We start from the raw sequence: 17,949 nt of genomic DNA on the forward strand, positions 1-17,949 counted from the left end.
CCACGATCTTCTTGGCCTCGAAATGCATATCAGGTTCCCTTCTAGTTCTCCTCGACGGCTCCGGCTGGGCCGCTGCCCTTCTGGATCCAGTCGACAAGACATACGACGCCCGTGCTGCCCGCAGGGGGGCGACAGTCACGCCCTGATCCGTTCGTACTGAGGCAGCGGCCCAGCCGGAGCCGTCGAGGAGAACTAGAAGGGAACCTGATATGCATTTCGAGGCCAAGAAGATCGTGGTGGTCGGTGGTAGTGCCGGTATGGGGCGCCAGGTCGCGCTCGACGTCGTCGACCACGGCGGCAGCGCGGTGATTGTCGGACGCTCGAAGGACCGTGTTGATGACACCGTCGCCGAGCTGACGAGCCGGGGCGGCCAAGCCTGGGGAATCGCCGCCGAGCTGACGGACCGTGCTGCTGTCGCGGATGTGCAGCGTGCGCTGTCCGAGCAGCACGACGACGCGACACTGCTGGTCAACGCCGCCGGATACTTCATCCCGAAGCCGTTCCTCGAGCTCGACGCGGTGACCTATGACTCGTATATGGAGCTGAACTATGCCTTGTTCTTCCTGACCCAGACCGTCGTTGCGGGCATGATCGCCAACGGTGAGGGCGGTTCCATCGTCAACATCGGCGCCATGTGGGCACATCAGGCGATCGGCGCGACCCCATCGTCTGCGTATTCGATGCAAAAAGCCGGGCTGCATGCGCTGACCCATAACCTGGCCATCGAGCTTGCGCAGCACAGCATTCGCGTCAACGCGGTGGCCCCCGCGGTCGTAAAGACCCCGCTGTATGAAGCGTTCATCCCGAAAAGCGAGATCGACGCCACCCTGGACACGTTCGCGCCGCTTCATCCGCTGGGACGAGTGGGCGCCCCCACAGACGTGGCCAACGCCGTCACCTATCTGCTCTCCGAACAAGCCAGTTGGGTCACCGGCGCGATTCTCAATGTTGATGGCGGCATCATGGCCGGCCGCAACTAACTGGTCGGGGCGGTCAGGCACGAAATCGGACCGAATATTCTGGCGCGCAAGGTGATCGACTGATGACCGAGATGACAGGAAGTCAGCGACTAGCAAGGCTAGCCGCGGCCACGGTCACGTGGCCGCGGTTGCCCACGCCTGATGTCCGTCGTACTGGCGGCCGTGATGACATGGAAGGGATACTTGATTGTGAGTGAATCGCCAACGCCGATGGGCAGTATCGAACGCAGCGCACACGATGGACTACAGACGATCATCACCGACAACGCCCAAGACGGTCGATTCGAGGCCACTGTAGGCGATCAGCTGATCGGTCGGCAGCCCTACCGCCGCTACCGCGGCCACATCGTGTTGATGGCCACCGAAGTCGATACGCAATGGCGTGAACGGGGCGTCTCCTCGGCGATGATCAGTGGTGTGCTCACACTGATCCGGCGGGCCGGACACACGGTCATTCCGCGGTGCAAGATCACGGCCGACTACATTCTGCGCCATCCTGAATACCGGGACCTGGTGGCCGACCAATATCGGGGATTGCTCCGCCCCGTGTCACGGCCCGCTGCGCCGGCGGCTCCGGACAGCGCGGCTGGCTGACGAAAATCCTAGGCCTCCTGCCAACGGCTGAACGAGGCCTTCCGACTCGATGCAATCGAAAAGGGTGGCCATGACTGAGGCTTATGTTTTGGGCGGTGTACGGACTCCGTTCACCCGCTACGGCGGAACACTGTCGGGTATTCGGGCCGATGACTTGCTGGGTATGACAATGAAGGGCGCCTGCGACCGGCTGGGTGTGCCGCTCGACGCCGTGGAAGACATCGTGGCGGGTTGCGTCAACCCTGCTCACGAGGGCATGGGCGACGTCGCCCGGTGGGCAGCGTTGGCTGCTGGATTTCCCGACACCGCTGCCGGGTCCACTGTGAACAGATTTTGCGGATCATCACTGAGCGCGGCGGTGACCATCAGCCACGCGATCAAGGCCGGCGACCTCAGCCTCGGTATCGCCTGTGGAGTCGAGTCGATGTCTCGATCGGGCTGGGCGCTGATGAAGGGAGACGCCGCATTCAGTCCCCGAGGCCCGGTCTTCATGCTCGACACGATGTGGAGCGGCGCCGGAGGACCGCCCAACCCGGTGTTGCTGGCCCGCAACGCTTACATCAGCATGATCGAGACCGCGCAAAATGTCGCCGACCGCTACTCACTGAACCGTGAGGAGATCGACGCCTTCGCACTGCGATCCCAGCAACACGCCAAGGATGCCCGCGATAGAGGTCGGCTAGCCAAAGAGATTATGCCCGTGAAGATCCCGGCGACGAAAAAATCACCTGCCCGGCTGGCAGAACACGATGAATTCATCCGCGATGACACCACCGCCAAGGGGCTGGCGGCTTTACCGGCCCAGCCCGGCACGACCCAAATGACGGCGGGCAACTCCTCGCCTTTGAGTGATGGAGCCAGTGCCGTAGTCATCGCTTCCGGGGAGCGAGCCGGCGAACTCGGCGTCGAGCCGTTAGCCCGAGTGGTATCGAGTGCGGTCTATGGCATCGACCCCCTCATTATGGGCGTGGCGCCTGCATGGGCGATCCCGGCCGCGATCCGCCGGGCAGGACTTACCCCCGAGCAGATCGACGTGTGGGAGGTGCACGAGGCGTTCAGCGCCCAGGCGCTAGGCGTGCTGCGGGAATTGCCAAACCAGCTTGATGGTTTTGTAGTGCCCGATGAGAAACTGACACCCAATGGTGGTGCGGTCGCGATCGGACATCCCTTCGGGGCTACCGGAACTCGCTATTTGTTGACGCTGGCGACGGAACTGGCTGAAAGAGGTGCCCGGTTCGGAGTGATCGGGATCTGTATCGGCTCGGGGCAGGCAGTAGCAGTGGTTTTGGAAAACGTTGGCGCAAAATAACAGACGCGTGCGTGTACACGGCCCAACCACGCTAATGAGGTATTGACCATGGACCATTTCGACATCGCCATCATCGGCACCGGTTCTGGCAACACCATCCTCGACGAGCGCTATGCCGACAGACGCATCGCCATCTGCGAGCAGGGTGTGTTCGGCGGCACCTGCATCAACGTCGGCTGCATCCCGACCAAAATGTTCGCCTATGCGGCCGACATAGCGCAATTCGCCAGAGAATCACCACGATTCGGTGTCGATGCGCATGTCGATGGCGTCCGCTGGAACGACATCGTCTCGCGAGTATTCAGCCGCATCGATCCACTGGTGATGAGCGGCGAAAAATACCGGCGTTCCTCGCCCAATGTAGAGATGTTCATGAGCCACACCAGGTTCGCCCCGACCATGGAGAACGGGCGCTACAAGCTGCGCACCGATGACGGAGACGAATTCACCGCCGACCAGGTTGTCATCGCTGCAGGTGCCCGCGCCACCGTGCCAGACGCGATTGCCAGGAGCGGGGTGCAGTATCACACCAGCAACACCATCATGCGCATCGAGAAGCCGCCCGAACACCTGGTGATCGTTGGTGGCGGTTTCATCGCTACCGAGTTCGCGCATATATTCTCGGAATTGGGGTCTCAAGTCACACTGGTCATCCGTGGCGGCACGCTGCTCAGTCAATGCGATGACACCGTGTGCGAACGCTTTACCGATATCGCCGGCAAGAATTGGAACATCCGGAGCCACCGTAACGTGGTCGGCGGCATCCAAGACAACTCCGGGATCACCCTTCATCTTGACGATGGATCACGACTTCACGCTGACACCTTGATGGTATCGACCGGGCGGATCCCCAACGGTGACTTGCTCAATGCCGAATTAGCCGGGGTCGAGGTTATCGATGGGCTGGTGCGGGTGGATGAATACCAACGCACCACCGCACGTGGCATATATGCGTTGGGCGACGTGAGTTCGCCGTACCAGTTGAAGCACGTCGCCAACCATGAGGCCCGCGTAGTGAAGCACAACCTGCTGGCCGATTGGGACGACACCGATACGCTGATGCGGACAAATCACCGTTACGTGCCGTCGGCGGTGTTCACCGATCCGCAGATCGCCATGGTCGGCCTAACTGAAAACGAAGCCCGCGCACAGGGTTACAACGTCAAGTCGAAGGTGCAAGATTACGCGGACGTCGCCTACGGATGGGCGCTGGAAGACACGACCGGCTTCGCCAAAATTATCGTCGACGATCACACCGGGCTGATTCTCGGCGCCCATATTATGGGCCACCAGGCCTCGCTCCTGATTCAACCCCTGATCCAAGGCATGCGCTTCGGCCTGACCGCCCAAGAGATGGCACGCAGTCAATACTGGATCCACCCGGCTCTATCTGAGCTCGTCGAGAACGCGCTGCTGGCGCTCTGCGGCGAGCCGCCTTGGCCGCCGGCACACCGACACTGACATCGCTCACGCCCGTCGGTCGTCGTCACCCGGGTGAATCGGTCTCGAGGATGATGACATATCACCCGGCTCGGCAACACGCTAGTAGCCAATAACGCGTTGCGGACCCTTTCCGCGCAGGGGCCCGTCCTCGGGCAAGCTCCACGACCAAGAAGGGGCACTAACCGGTGAACCCGAGAACAGCACTGCTACTTTGCGATAGAAAGTCCCAGCGCCATCGTCTGACCAGTCGGGTCTCCGTTCACGTCGACGCCGACGCTCAAGCTCGATCCTTGCTCGAATTCGATCAGGCACCGATCTCGCTCGGCTTGTACCCGTTAGTCCGCGATCACCATTGCCGCATCATTCTCACCGGTATGGGCGCATCACATATTGCAGCCCTGCCGAGCTGGCGGCGGCTTGTTGCGGCCGGAAAGGGCGCGTGGTGGATCGATACGGAAAGTCTTTTGGAGAATCCCAAACTCGTCACCTCGGACTCGCTGCTGGTCGCCACGTCGCGGTCTGGCTTGGGCGGGCATGTGCGTGCTTTGACCGACGGGCTCGGCCGGACCATCAGACCAGCAGCGACGATAGCGATCACCGATGACCCGGCCAGTCCCCTGGCCGCAGTCGCTGACTGTGAAGTTCTGCTGCGTAGCGGGGCATCGAGCAGTCCGAAAGGATTCCTGAACGCTCTGGTAGCCCACGATTATGTCGCGTCGATGATTCTCAATGAAGACAATGACGACGTCTCTCGCGCCGCGAGTGCTGTTGCTACCACGACATTGCCGGTGCAACTCCGCGACGTGGCCGCCGGTGTTGCCGCCCAACGGGAGTCGCGCTTGGCTTACGTCGCGTGCAACGAGCACGCAGCCGCTGCGTTTTACGCGGCGTTGCTCACAAACGAAGCGACAGGGATCGCCGCCGAGGGCCATATCGCGGGACAACACGGACACGGGCTGCTGCGGCGGGCAAACGCGCAATTAACCGCCGTCCTTTTCGGTTCCCATAGCGGCCCCAACGCGGCTTTGCGCGCGCTGGCGGCTGATCTGATGGCGGCGGGATCAAGTGTGGTTGTCGTCGGTGGTGATGATGTCCTCGGTTCAACCTATATCCCCAGTCACACAGGCCATGTCGGCGCTGAAGTTGCTCGCAACGTGATACTGATCGAGCATTTCGTGTCGACCTTGGCCAACGAGGAGCAACTCCCCAGTTCGGGGTGGCTATCAACAACTGCTGACCTTGACGTATGGCCGAGTAAATACCATGAAGGCAGACGGATCTGATGGCTGTGGGCGAGACCACTGAGGGCAGTCGGCGGAAGTGGCGTGTTACGACTGGTGGGAGTCGCACCGCTCATCGCGCGCCCTGTGGCTTTTGGCGGACTTCCGCCGCCTGGAGACCCTAGTGGTGCCGCCCGGTTGATGGCCGACGCAGCCCGGATTCATGATGTCATCGTCGTCGGATCAGGCCCAGCCGGATACACCGCGGCGATCTACACGGCTCGGGCCGGGCTGGACACCCTTGTCATCGAAGGCCACCAGCCCGGCGGTGCTCTGGTGGTCGCCGGGCAGGTAGACAACTTCCCCGGTGTCGGCCCGTCCGTCTCCGGTCCTACGCTGGCCGGCGCGATGCGACGACAAGCACAGCGCTTCGGCGCCGAGTTGCGCCCCGGGTATGTCAGCGGATTCGAACTCGGTGACCAGCCCAAGACGGTCAGCATGAGCGACGCAAAGCACCACGGCCGTGCCCTGATTCTTGCCATGGGCTCGGCCCCCCGGCCCCTCAACGTGCCCGGTGAACGCGGGCTCCTCGGCGACGGCGTAAGCACCAGCGCGAAACGCGACGGCGCACAGTTCACCGGATGTGACGTCGCGGTCATCGGCGGCGGTGACGGTGCCGTTGAAGAGGCACTTCACCTTGTGCCGCTGGCCCGCCACGTCACCCTCATCCACCATCGCCCCCGACTACGGGCATCGGCCATCGCCGTTGCTCGCCTGCGGGCGCATCCCAACGTCGCAATCCTGACATCCACCGAAGTGCTAGCCGTACACGGCAACCAACAGGTCACCGGGGTGCGCGTACGCGACACACGCGACGGCGGCCATTCCACTATCGCGGTCGCGGGCGTCTTTGTCGCCGTCGGCCAAACGCCGTGCTCAGATCTCTTGAACGGCCTCGTCGACCTGGATGCCGGAGGGCACATCCTGACGATAGGCGACACCACCTGTACCTCCGTGGCGGGCGTATTCGCGGCCGGCGACCTGATCGACCGCCGCTACCGCCAGGCAGTCACCGCCGCAGCCAGCGGCTGCGCGGCCGCACTCGATGCCCAGCGCTGGCTGAGCCAATTGCACTGTCCTCTATCAGATACGGCATAGCAACCACCGGCCCCGGTGGGTGCACGCGCAACGTCGGGGCCGCCCAGTGAGTCAGCGTTCAGTGTTCCCGGGCGCGGATGGCGTTTCGTTGCGGATGGCCGCGATGGATTGGGCGTCCTCCAGGGTGACCTGGCATGCGCCTTGAAGAACGGTTCGCACCTCGTTGGCAGGAATGGCGACTGCGCCCGAGGCATCGGCGAAGATGTAGTCGCCGGGATGAATCCCGAGCCCCGCCAGTACTACCGAACGGTTGGCCTCGTATGGGGTAACCACGTCACCACCCCAACGTGTTGCTTCACCTCGGCAATAAATGGCTAGGTCATATTGCCGGAGTTCAGCGAAGTCACGAAGTCGACCATCGGTGAGAATCCCCGCGAGCCGGTGGTTTTGGACACGCGACAACTTCGTTCCGCCGCCAAGCGAGGTGTCGGTGTATCCGTTGCTGGCCAAGACGAGGACATATCCTTCGGCGCCATCAGCGATGGCCTCATAGAAGAGCCGCTTGAAGTTGTAGCGTTCGGAGGGCAGCGCGGCTCGGCATGTCGGGAAGTAAGAGATTGTCACGGCCGGCCCGAAAAGTACGCGGCCGGGCGTGGGACTCACCAGATCGAGCAGATCGCAGTGATGTTGATGTAGACGCCCCATCGCGTCCACCACGTCCGCGGTACGGACCCGAAGGGCGAGCTCACTAAGCGAGCTCATTGCGAGCCCGGGATGACGATCGGCAATCTCCATGGGGCGACAGCCCATCCGTTAACAGAATGGAGATCACGCCTTTGGCTTCGAAGATCGCGAGTCGAATACCATCTGAGCTCTCGTGTCCATGCTGTCGTAGCACAGCCTCGAGGTCGGCGCCGGTTAGTCCGCACCGGCGCAGGTTACGTCGGTCGATGTGTCCGTCGCGGATCAGTACCTTCAAAGGCGGATCGATGAAATGTCGAATCGCCGGAAGGAAGCGCAATCTCGCCAGTATCGCGTGGGTGCCCAGAAGGCAAATGAGCGCCACGCTTGCGTTGAGCCACGAGGTATCGCTGGCGGTAGCGGACCGACCGACGATAGCTCCGGCGGCGACCGCAGCGATCCAGTCGAATGGTGCGAATTCGGCGAGAGTGCGACGCTCCATGAAACGAAACAGGATCGCAGCCGTGAGGAACAACGCCGAGGTTTTGATGGCAACATCGACGGTACCGGCAGGGTCACCGATCAGGACATGAAATATTCGGTCCACGCGTGCCTGCCTTTCAGCGGCGAGTCGACATCCTGCTCGATTCGGAATCGGCAGTCATTTCGCCTAACCAGCGAAATGTTCTTCATCGGTGCGGCTTTCGGTCGGGATACGCCAGGAAAGCGCCCCGTGAAAGTCGAGCCACACGTCGCTGGGCGTTTGCACCAGACGGGCCAAGACGCCCTCGCAGCCCGGGCACCGCACCACGATGCCGGGCGCGCGGTGATAGACGTGATTCTCGGCGAAGGCGCCGACACGACCACATCCGGCACAGGTCAGTATCGCGGTGGTGACATCGAATCCGAGCACGTCCGCGAAGGCGCCCCCGACGGCGTTGCCGTCGACGTGCGTTGGTTCGGTCATCATCCCTCGCTTCTGGTGTTATTAGCTCGGTCCGAACCGCTCGGTCCGGATGGCCGATGGCGGATAGCCCTGCTCGACCAGCGTGGTGGTCACCGATTCCACGAACCCCGTTGGGCCGCAGACATAAACGCGCGCGGCGGCGGGCGCCCGCTGCGTCGGCGCGAGGTCAGCGGAGCGGACCCGGCCAGGCGGCCGGGCGGTCTGCGGCGCGGCCTTGCGGGTGTAGACCAGCGCGATCTGCAGCCAGTCATATTCGCGCTCCAGCAGGTCCAGCTCTTGGGCGTAGTACACGTCCGCGGGACTGCGCACCGAGTAGACAAGCCGAAAGTGCGCAGTGCCGGCCGTAACCCGTTGGCGCAGCATGGCCATCAATGGCACGATTCCCGATCCACCGCCGACCAGCAGAACCCGAGCCGCATCGGCGGGCTGCCAGACGAACCAGCCGCCGATGGGTCCGCGCAGTTCGATCTGCTCTCCGGCAACAAGTCCGGTGAGGTAGGGCGAGACTTCCCCGTCGTCAATCCGCTGCACGGTGAGTTCGATGCGCTCACCGTCGGCTGGTCTGCTCAGTGAGTAGCTGCGTTGCGCGCTGTACCCGTCCTCAGCAGTCAGTTTGAGGTCGATGTGCTGACCGGCCCGGTGACCGCCCCAGCCCGGCACGTTCAGGCCGATCGTCTGTGCAGACTCGGTCTCCGGCTCAGAGTGCACAACACTCGCGACCCGCCAGCGCAACATCGCCTTCACATCGACACCATGCCCCGCCGTCAATCCCCGGCGTAGCGTTGTTCTCGCCACGGGTCCCCATAGGCGTGGTAGCCCAACCGTTCCCAGAACCCCAGTGCGTCGCTGTCGCGCAGCTCGATGGATCTCACCCACTTGGCGGACTTCCAGAAATACAGATGCGGCACCAGCAGCCGTGCCGGCCCGCCGTGTATCGGACTAAGCGGTGCGCCCTGGTAACCGTAGACGATCCATGCCTTTCCGCCGCGAAGGTCGCTCAGCGGAAGGTTCGTCGTGTAGCCGCCGTAGGACCCGATCAGCGCGAATTCAGCGGCAGTTTCGGCCGATTCCAAAAGTGTGTCTAGAGAAACACCTTCCCACTCGGTATCCAGCTTGGACCACGTGGTGACGCAGTGGATGTCCACGGTGAGCGGCTCACTGGGCAAGAGCTTGAACTGGGACCATGTCCACGACTGTTCGGCGCCGTGCTCGTCGCGAATGGTGAATCGCCAGTCATCAAGGTCAATCCGAGGAGTCGGTCCTGCTTGCAGGACAGGGAAATCCGCGGTCAGGTGTTGCCCCGGCGGCAGTTCACGGACCGACTCGCGAAGGGGTCTGTGAAAGCCTTTGTTGACGATACTCATTCTGCCCCTGCCGCCTTCGGTAGCGGAACGACTTCGCTGCCGGTGAATTGGGCGTCGGTACTGCAAACGAATCCCATTGACAACACGGTGCGGGCGAAGAAGACGTCGGTGAGAAATGCGAGTGCGACCGCCCAGCGGTTAACGAGGCGGGGAAGCGCGTAGAGGTGATAGGCGCGGGCGACAAACTTGGCGGGATAGCCCGATAGATGCACGCCTAGTGGGTTCGCGACGGCATAGCGCGGACCCAAGTCGACGACCATACCCTTGTCGCTGTGACGGTAGTCCTTCCGCTCGCCGTAGCCGAGACTTGCGGCGACGTTGCGGGCCAACGCCTTACCCTGTCGGGTCGCGTGCTGGGCGGTGGGCGGGGCAATCATGCCCGGTCGGGTGAGGTCCGGAACGGCGGCGGCATCGCCCGCCGCAAAAACGTTGGGGTGACCTGGTACCTGCAAATCGGCTTGCACCTTCAGCCGGCCCCGCTCGGTTTCTAACCCCAGCGTGGCGATCAGCGGTGACGGGGTCACGCCTGCCACCCACGCTACCGTGTACGTGTCGATGCGCGAATCATCAGTGAGCACAACATGATCGGCGTGTACGTCTTTCAGGGTCGTGCCCAACCGCACGTCGATTCCGCGAGAGCGCAGCACACGCATCGCCGCGTCGCCGAGCTTTCGCCCCAACTCGGGCATGACGCGGTCGGCCAAGTCCAGCAGCACAAACCGCACCGAGGCGCGATCGAAGCCCATCTGCTTCGCCGCTGCGTCGGCGAGCGCGCGCAACTGCGCCGTCAATTCGGAGCCCGAATACGACGCACCAACAACGACAATCGTGCGCCGCGCGGCCGCGCGCGCCTCATTTTCGTCGACGAGAGCCGATTCCAACTGCTCGATCACATGATCACGCAGATACAGCGCCTCGGCCGTCGACTTCAGCCCGTGCGCGTGGGTGGCCAAACCGGGCGTATCGAACAGCCGGGTCACCGAGCCTGGCGTCAAGACCAGCCGATCCCACGACAGCGTCCCTACCCCGCCCTCCATATCGGTGAACGAGAGCACCTGCTGATCGAAGTCAACGCTGTCGACACGGCCGCGTACTGCCCGCACACCCTTGAGCGTTCCGGCCAACGGAACACAGACAAACCGCGGGTCGACCAATCCGCCGGCAACATCAGCCAGCAATGGCGAGTACTGCATGTAATCGACGGGCGAGACGATCGTCACCCTCACATTCGAGGCACGCGCCCTGCCCAACCGTCGGGCCAGTCGGCGCGCGCACTCGAAAGCGGCGAACCCGCTGCCGACGACCACAACCGAGGTGGCCGATTCCGCCGTCTGCGGTTGACGGTGAAGTGGGACCGCGGTCATAACGCTTCTCCTGTTTGGTATTCGGGTAGCCAGACGGTTTCAGGATTTGATCGCGCAAGGTGCGGTGCCCCCGGTGGCCACTGCGCCGTGGACTGCGGCATGGGAGACGGTCGACGCTGTCCAGATTTGTCGATAGTGAGCATTGCCCAACCCCGACCCATCTGTCATCACCCCTGCGCACCGTTCACCCGGGTGATAACGCTCAAGCTGCGAGTGCTGTTATGAGGCGCGCAACTCCTCTGGTTCGGTGGATGTGACCGGTAAATTCGCCACACCAGGTGCTCTGCGCTCCACACGGCAGCTTTTCATCGGCGGTAATCCTGATCAACAACTTCCGCAGCTCCAGCCACCACAGGGCAACAGGCAGTCCTACGATGGCAACCGCCCGTCGAGCGATGCGATGCGATGCGAGTTGCATCAGTTCAGATCGTCGCGAGCTATCAGCCGGCGGGCGGCCTCGGTGACCGAACCGGACAGCGACGGATAGATCGCAAACGTCTGCGCCAAGTCGTCGACGGTGAGCCTGTTTTGAACAGCCAACGCGATCGGCAATATCAATTCCGAAGCGATCGGCGCGACCACCACGCCACCGATTACCACGCCGCTGTCCTGCAGGCAAAACAGTTTGACGAAACCGTCAGTCAGCTCCGACATTTTAGCCCGCGCATTGGTTTTCAACGGCAGCAAGATGACGCGGGCCTGAACCGAGCCGTTGTCGATCGCGCTCTGCCCGACGCCGACCGCCGCAACCTCGGGGTGGGTGAACACATTAGCCGCGACGGTGTGCAACTGGAGTGGATTAACGGCTTCACCCAGCGCGTGATACATCGCGATCCGGCCCTGCATTGCAGCAACCGAGGCTAACGGCAACACACCGGTGCAGTCCCCCGCGGCGTAAATGCCCGTAACCGATGTGCGTGAAACACGATCGACGGCGATGTAATCGCCGGGCACGAGGCCGATGCCCATGCGCTGTAGACCTAGCCCGCCGGTGTTAGGCACTGACCCAACGGTCATCAACGCGTGGCTGCCCTCGACGGTGCGGCCGTCGGTCATTGTCACCAGCACGCCATCGGCGGTGCGTCGGACCGATTGTGCCCGCGCATTTTTGACCAGTTTGACCCCGCGTTCGGCGAAGGACCCCTCCAGCACCCGCGCAGCGTCGGCGTCCTCGTACGGCAACACCCGATCGCGGCTGGCCACCACCGTTACCGCCACACCCAGTTCGGTGTAAGCATTAGCGAATTCGGCACCAGTCACGCCGCTTCCCACCACGACGAGGTGCTCGGGCAGCAAGTTCAGTTCATACAGCTGGCGCCAGGTCAGGATGCGCTCGCCGTCCGGGCGCGCTGACGGCAAGATCCGGGGACTGGCCCCGGTGGCGATCAACACCACGTCGGCCTCGCGCATCGTGGTGCTCCCGTCGCGTGCTGTCACCTTGACACAGTGACGTGCCAGACCCGCAGTCGTATCAACCAGTTCGCCCCGGCCCGCCAGGAGCTCTACACCTGCGTGGAGCAGCTGTTCGGTGATATCGGCCGACTGCTCACTGGCCAGCATCTTGACGCGCTGGTGGATTTCTGGAAGACAGGCCTTGCTGTCATCGACGTCGATGTCGAAACCCAGGCGGGTTGCCCGTCGCAGTTCGGTGCGCAGCCCCGTGGAGGCGATAAAGGTCTTCGATGGAACGCAGTCGCACAGCACCGCCGCGCCGCCGACCCCTTCGGAATCGACGACGGTGACCCGGGCCACGCCCGGAGCTCGAGCAGCTGCAACCAATGCCGCCTCATACCCGGCCGGGCCGCCGCCGAGGATCACGATTCGCGTCGTCACGGAACTGCTTGGTTGCCTCAGCCGAGCGCCTCGACAAGGTCGCGGCAGGCTTGTTCACAGCGACGGCAGACGTCGGCGCACACCCGGCAATGCTCGTGTTTCGCCGCATGGTTGTCGCACTCGTCTGCGCTTGTCTTACAGGCGATGGCACACGTTTGGAGCACCGTCCTGGTCAGGTTCGCGTCGTAGTCCGTGTGCCGGGATAAGACGCGGCCGGTTGTCGCGCAGACATCGGCGCAGTCAAGGCAGGTGCGGATGCATTTGGTTAAGTGCTTGACGTCCTCTTCACTGAGGCAGGCGTCTGCACACGCTGTGCAGGCTTGGTCGCATTCGATACATGCGTCGATACATGCGACCAGCTTGGCTCTATCGATCCGACCTAGATCTCGTGGATAGGTCTCCAACATTCTTTTGGCGGCGCTCACTGCAGTCCTCGTTCAGAGCGATGGCTCGGGTGTAGACATTAAAAGCATCGCGCAGAGGGGGCCGAACTGTCGTCGCCCACCTGCAACATTCACCCGGGTGATAGTTCAACGCGAGCAGTGCTGCGCTGGCGGCTGCCATAGCCTGGGGGCCAACTGATGCAGGGGTGGCGTAACCATCACCCGGATGAATTGCCTCGGCGGGTGATGACCATTCACCCCGCGGCGGTGGATGCTGGCCCCACGAATGTTCATCGCTGCATCGGGCGGCGAGCCTGGCGGAAGGAACGCATTTGAACGCGCTGTCAATACTTTTCGCGATGACGGGAACATAGCGTGGGTCGCGTGCGCGCGGAATGTGCGAAGGTGCCAGACAAACTGCTGAGCGCTCAATTTGAAAGTGCCGTCATCCCGCTCCTCGAGCCTCTCTATCGCCAAGCTCTTCGAATGACCTCCAATCGAGTCGATGCGGAGGATCTAGTGCAAGAAACCTTGCTCAACGCTTATGCGGGTCTGCGGGCATTCGAACCTGGAACGAATCTCAACGCATGGCTGCGGCGGATCATGACGAACGCCTACATCAACAGCTATCGGAAGCAAAAGCGCCGTCCCACGCAACATCCGACTGGTGAGATCACTGATCGACAGCTCGTGGCCGGTGCCCCACGTGAGCCTGGCGGCCTGCGGTCGGCCGAAGATCAGGCGCTCGAAATGCTGCCAAACGCCAACCTCAAGGCGGCGATGATGGGCCTGCCTGAGCAGTTTCGCATGGCCGTGTACTTTGCCGACATCGCGGGATACTCCTACAAGGAGATCGCCGCCATGACGGGCACCCAGCAAGGAACCGTCAGTTCGAGGATCAACCGCGGACGAAAACAGTTGCGCGAATTACTCTTCGACCCATCAGACAGCCATGCCGCGCCCCTTTCGAGCCGCCGATCACGCAGCGCGCCGACCCACGTCGGAGAAGGTGCGGGTGCGAGGTGCCGAGTTGACGCGGCCCGGTCAGGAGGTCAGACCTGATGAACGACTTGGCAGTTATCGCGTGTTCGCTCGTGCCCGCATGACGTGGGCTTCGCTGCGCAACCGTTCAACCATGTGCGGATAGTGCAGCTCGAAGGCCGGCCGCTCAGAGCGGATGCGTGGCATTTCGGTGAAGTTGTGCCGCGGCGGTGGGCTGCTGGTGGCCCACTCCAGGGAGTTGCCATGGCCCCACGGATCGTCGACGATAACTGGTTCGCCGTAGCGCCAGCTTTTGAACACATTCCAGGCAAATGGCACCATCGATGCTCCCAGGATGAACGCTCCCATCGTGGAGACGACGTTAAGCGTGGTGAAGCCGTCGGTGGGCAGGTAGTCGGCGTAGCGTCGGGGCATCCCCTGATTGCCTAGCCAGTGTTGCACCAGAAATGTGGTGTGGAAACCGATTAGCGTCAACCAGAAATGCAGTTTGCCCAACCGCTCGTCGAGCAGGCGGCCGGTCATCTTGGGAAACCAGAAGTACACACCGGCGTAGGTTGCGAAAACAATGGTGCCGAACAGCACGTAGTGGAAGTGGGCGACCACGAAATAGGTGTCGGTGACATGGAAGTCGATCGGCGGACTGGCCAGCATCACACCCGACAATCCGCCGATGAGGAAGGTCACCAAGAAGCCCACCGCGAACAGCATCGGGGTTTCGAAAGTCAGTTGGCCCTTCCACATGGTGCCGATCCAGTTGACGAATTTGATCCCGGTCGGGACGGCGATCAGGTAGGTCGCGAAGGAAAAGAACGGCAGCAGTACCGCGCCGGTAGCGAACAAATGATGCGCCCACACCGCGATCGAGAGCGCCGCGATGCTGATCGTGGCGTAGACCATGGTGGAGTAGCCGAACAGCGGCTTGCGGGAGAACACCGGAATGACTTCCGTGATGATGCCGAAGAACGGCAGGGCGATGATATAGACCTCGGGGTGGCCGAAGAACCAGAACAGGTGTTGCCACAGCAGGGCGCCGCCGTTGGCGGCGTCAAACACGTGCGCTCCGAGGCGGCGGTCGGCGGCTAGTCCGAACAACGCGGCCGTCAACAACGGAAACGCAACCAGCACCATGATGCTGGTTACCAGGATGTTCCAGCTGAAGACTGGCATCCGAAACATCGTCATGCCCGGCGCCCGCAGGCACACCACGGTCGTGATCATGTTGACCCCGCCCAAGATTGTGCCTAATCCACCCACGATCAGACCCAGGATCCACAAGTCGCCTCCTGGGCCCGGCGAGTGGACAGCGTCGGACAAAGGCGTGTATGCGGTCCACCCGAAAGCGGCCGGCCCGCCGGGGGCGATGAAGCCTCCCAATGCGATCATCGCCCCAAACACAAAGAGCCAGAACGATAACGCGTTTAGGCGCGGAAACGCTACGTCTGGGGCGCCGATTTGCAAGGGCACCACGAGATTGGCGAACCCGAATACCACCGGGGTCGCGTAAAACAACAGCATGACCGTGCCGTGCATGGTGAAGAGCTGGTTGTATTGCTCATTGGACAAGAACTGCAGCCCGGGCGCGGCCAGCTCGACGCGCATCAGTAGTGCCATCAGCCCACCAATGAAGAAGAACGTAAAGCACGCGACCACATACATGATTCCGATCAGTTTGTGATCGGTCGTGGTAATCAGCCGGTAGAGCAGGCTGCCCGTGGGACCCGTGCGCTCCGGGAATGGCCGACGGGGTAACAGCTCTTCTCGCTCAGGCGCCGAGGTGGACATTAGATCGCTCTCCAAATAGGTGAATGATGCAGCACCGCGGGGTGTTTAGTGTTGAACAGACCGTAGCCAGGACGCTGCGAACTTTCCCACCCCGTCATGTTCGAGCACGGCGAATACGTTGGGTAGATCGATACCGATTGCGCTCAGCCGGTCAAACACTTCCTGCGCCTGTGCCGCCTTGCCAGTGACGGTGTCACCCGTGATGACGCCGTGGTCGGCCACCGCTTCCAATGTCGCCGCAGGTATGGTGCTGACAGTGTTCGGAGCAACAAGTTCGGTGACGTACATCGTGTCGGGATACGCGTCGTTCTTCACTCCGGTGGAGGCCCATAGCGGGCGCTGCACGCGTGCGCCCGCGGCGCGCAGCGCGGTATAACGCGGCTCGTCTTCGAAGACCTGCTGGTAGTTCGCATAGGCCACCCGCGCGTTGGCGACGCCCGCCCGCCCCTGCAGTGCGAGTGCCTCCGCGGTGCCGATTTGCTGGAGCCGCCTGTCGACCTCGGTGTCCACTCGGGAAACGAAAAGCGATGCCACCGAATGGATCTGGGATAAATCGGCTCCCACGCATTGGGCGGCTTCCATACCTGCCAGATAGGCGTCCATCACGGCCCGATGCCGTTGCGCGGAAAAAATCAGCGTCACATTTACCGAGACACCTTTAGCCAGTGCTGCTGTGATTGCAGGCAGCCCCGCGTCCGTGGCCGGAATCTTGATGAACACGTTGGGCCGGTCGACGGTTTTGGCCAACTGAATGGCCTCCATAAGTGTTCGATCCGTGTCGTCCGCATCCAGCGGGTTGACTTCGACGGATACTCTTCCGTCGACACCATCGGAGGCCTCCCATTGCGGTCGCAGCACATCGCAGGCCGCACGGACGTCATCGGTGATCACCGTGCGGATCGCCGCGTCGATCGCGATGCCACGCGCAGTCAACTCGGCGATCTGCTCGTCGTAGAGGCGGCTGTGCGTGAGTGCTCGCTCGAAGGTCGACGGGTTGGTCGTGACACCGACGACACTTCTGGTATCGACGAGGCGCTGCAAGTTGCCCGATTCCAGCCAGTCGCGCGACAAGTCATCCAGCCAGACCGACACGCCGGCTGCCGACAGCGCCGCCAGGTTCGGGTTCTGAGTCATCGTGTCACCGTCGCTCGCCGATCGCCGGCACGGGCATCATCCATGCCGCGGCACGTACGGCCCCAACAAACGATGAGGGGCGCGTACGCGCTCAGCAGCATCTGCCAATCACTCGCACTGGTCCGCGCGCTGCCCGGTGTTGCCAAGCCCATATCGCTATTGAGTGGGCTCGGCATGTTCTGCCGTCATCGCCCGCGCGCCGGCATTGCGAGTGTGGTTGGGCAGGGTCCAGTCTGGGCGGATGTAGTGGCAGGTGTACCCGGATGGATAGTGCTGTAAGTAGTCCTGGTGTTCGGGTTCGGCTTCCCAAAACTCAGCGGCGGGAGTGACTTCAGTGACGATCCTGCCGGGCCACCGTCCTGAGGCCTCGACGTCGGCGATGGTGTCCAACGCGATTTTCTTCTGCTGGTCACCGAGGTAGAAAATCGCCGACCGGTAACTGCTGCCGACGTCATTGCCTTGACGGTTCGTGGTGGTCGGGTCGTGGATCTGGAAAAAGAATTCCAGCAGTGCCCGATAATCGGTCGCCTCTGGGTCGTAGGTGATCTCGAGTGCTTCGGCGTGGCCGGGATGGTTGCGGTACGTGGGGTGCGCGTTGTGGCCGCCGGTGTATCCCACCCGGGTGGAAACCACGCCGGGCAGCAGTCATGAGCAACGTCAACGAGATCGCCGTCCTCGCCGGTGGCTGCTTCTGGGGCATGGAGGAGCTGTTTCGTAAGCTGCCCGGCGTGGTTTCCACCCGGGTGGGATACACCGGCGGCCACAACGCGCACCCCACGTACCGCAACCATCCCG

General features: G+C 62.5%; 18 protein-coding genes and 1 pseudogene. 8 read left to right on the top strand and 11 right to left on the bottom strand.

What is annotated here, in order from left to right:
- Positions 1-209 precede the first annotated feature (209 nt).
- The 6 genes from A5625_RS25590 to A5625_RS25615 all read left to right on the top strand — a co-directional run bounded on the left by A5625_RS25590 (position 210) and on the right by A5625_RS25615 (position 6,704).
- Entirely contained in the window at positions 210-980 is a 771-nt protein-coding gene (locus A5625_RS25590) for an SDR family NAD(P)-dependent oxidoreductase (RefSeq protein ID WP_067000918.1), read from the top strand.
- Between the two features lie 189 nt (positions 981-1,169).
- Complete coding sequence (locus tag A5625_RS25595; protein ID WP_067000963.1) at positions 1,170-1,574, top strand: GNAT family N-acetyltransferase; 405 nt, start codon at positions 1,170-1,172, stop codon at positions 1,572-1,574.
- A gap of 70 nt (positions 1,575-1,644) precedes the next feature.
- Positions 1,645-2,883, top strand: coding sequence for a thiolase family protein (locus tag A5625_RS25600; protein ID WP_067000921.1), 1,239 nt, complete (start codon positions 1,645-1,647; stop codon positions 2,881-2,883).
- A 48-nt stretch (positions 2,884-2,931) separates the two neighbouring features.
- A complete protein-coding gene (gene mtr / locus A5625_RS25605; RefSeq protein ID WP_067000924.1) occupies positions 2,932-4,344 on the top strand; it encodes a mycothione reductase in 1,413 nt (470 codons plus the stop codon).
- Between the two features lie 272 nt (positions 4,345-4,616).
- Entirely contained in the window at positions 4,617-5,609 is a 993-nt protein-coding gene (locus A5625_RS25610; RefSeq protein ID WP_067000927.1) for a hypothetical protein, read from the top strand.
- Between the two features lie 138 nt (positions 5,610-5,747).
- Entirely contained in the window at positions 5,748-6,704 is a 957-nt protein-coding gene (locus A5625_RS25615; RefSeq protein ID WP_067000930.1) for an NAD(P)/FAD-dependent oxidoreductase, read from the top strand.
- A 51-nt stretch (positions 6,705-6,755) separates the two neighbouring features.
- On the opposite strand, the gene A5625_RS25620 is transcribed toward A5625_RS25615, so the two are convergent.
- The 8 genes from A5625_RS25620 to A5625_RS28715 all read right to left on the bottom strand — a co-directional run bounded on the left by A5625_RS25620 (position 6,756) and on the right by A5625_RS28715 (position 13,260).
- On the bottom strand, positions 6,756-7,439 hold the full coding sequence (locus A5625_RS25620; protein WP_232003824.1) for an RraA family protein: 684 nt from the start codon (positions 7,437-7,439) through the stop codon (positions 6,756-6,758).
- Entirely contained in the window at positions 7,393-7,932 is a 540-nt protein-coding gene (locus A5625_RS25625) for a DUF421 domain-containing protein (protein WP_067000936.1), read from the bottom strand. The genes A5625_RS25620 and A5625_RS25625 overlap by 47 nt, the downstream gene beginning before the upstream one ends.
- Positions 7,933-7,995: 63 nt before the next feature.
- Positions 7,996-8,295, bottom strand: coding sequence for a DUF6510 family protein (locus tag A5625_RS25630; RefSeq protein WP_067000939.1), 300 nt, complete (start codon positions 8,293-8,295; stop codon positions 7,996-7,998).
- Positions 8,296-8,313: 18 nt separating this feature from the next.
- Positions 8,314-9,027 (bottom strand): ferredoxin reductase, encoded by a 714-nt coding sequence (locus tag A5625_RS25635; protein ID WP_067000966.1) that lies wholly within the window; start codon positions 9,025-9,027, stop codon positions 8,314-8,316.
- A 29-nt stretch (positions 9,028-9,056) separates the two neighbouring features.
- On the bottom strand, positions 9,057-9,656 hold the full coding sequence (locus A5625_RS25640) for a sulfite oxidase-like oxidoreductase (protein ID WP_067000942.1): 600 nt from the start codon (positions 9,654-9,656) through the stop codon (positions 9,057-9,059).
- On the bottom strand, positions 9,653-11,020 hold the full coding sequence (locus A5625_RS25645) for an NAD(P)/FAD-dependent oxidoreductase (RefSeq protein WP_067000945.1): 1,368 nt from the start codon (positions 11,018-11,020) through the stop codon (positions 9,653-9,655). The genes A5625_RS25640 and A5625_RS25645 overlap by 4 nt, the downstream gene beginning before the upstream one ends.
- Before the next feature lie 417 nt (positions 11,021-11,437).
- Complete coding sequence (locus A5625_RS25650; RefSeq protein WP_067000948.1) at positions 11,438-12,853, bottom strand: NAD(P)H-quinone dehydrogenase; 1,416 nt, start codon at positions 12,851-12,853, stop codon at positions 11,438-11,440.
- A 17-nt stretch (positions 12,854-12,870) separates the two neighbouring features.
- Positions 12,871-13,260 carry a four-helix bundle copper-binding protein gene (locus tag A5625_RS28715; protein WP_197516231.1) on the bottom strand — a complete coding sequence of 130 codons (390 nt, stop codon included), beginning with the start codon at positions 13,258-13,260 and terminating at the stop codon, positions 12,871-12,873.
- Positions 13,261-13,641: 381 nt separating this feature from the next.
- On the opposite strand from A5625_RS28715, the gene A5625_RS25655 reads away from it, so the two are divergent.
- Positions 13,642-14,298 carry a sigma-70 family RNA polymerase sigma factor gene (locus tag A5625_RS25655; RefSeq protein WP_369830050.1) on the top strand — a complete coding sequence of 219 codons (657 nt, stop codon included), beginning with the start codon at positions 13,642-13,644 and terminating at the stop codon, positions 14,296-14,298.
- Positions 14,299-14,313: 15 nt separating this feature from the next.
- Here the strand turns inward: A5625_RS25655 and ctaD are convergent, their stop codons facing one another.
- From ctaD to msrA, 3 genes and pseudogenes are all read right to left on the bottom strand, one after another.
- Positions 14,314-16,020 (bottom strand): cytochrome c oxidase subunit I, encoded by a 1,707-nt coding sequence (ctaD, locus tag A5625_RS25660; RefSeq protein WP_067000954.1) that lies wholly within the window; start codon positions 16,018-16,020, stop codon positions 14,314-14,316.
- 45 nt (positions 16,021-16,065) lie between these two features.
- Positions 16,066-17,154, bottom strand: coding sequence for a transaldolase (gene tal / locus A5625_RS25665; RefSeq protein WP_067000957.1), 1,089 nt, complete (start codon positions 17,152-17,154; stop codon positions 16,066-16,068).
- A 156-nt stretch (positions 17,155-17,310) separates the two neighbouring features.
- Positions 17,311-17,793, bottom strand: a pseudogene (msrA, locus tag A5625_RS25670) (peptide-methionine (S)-S-oxide reductase MsrA); the annotation flags it as partial.
- An 8-nt stretch (positions 17,794-17,801) separates the two neighbouring features.
- Here msrA and A5625_RS25675 point away from each other — a divergent pair.
- Positions 17,802-17,949 (top strand): peptide-methionine (S)-S-oxide reductase (locus A5625_RS25675; protein WP_197516230.1); only part of this gene is annotated, 148 nt, incomplete at its 3' end.

Source organism: Mycobacterium sp. 1465703.0 (genome assembly GCF_001672975.1).
Lineage (GTDB): Bacteria > Actinomycetota > Actinomycetes > Mycobacteriales > Mycobacteriaceae > Mycobacterium.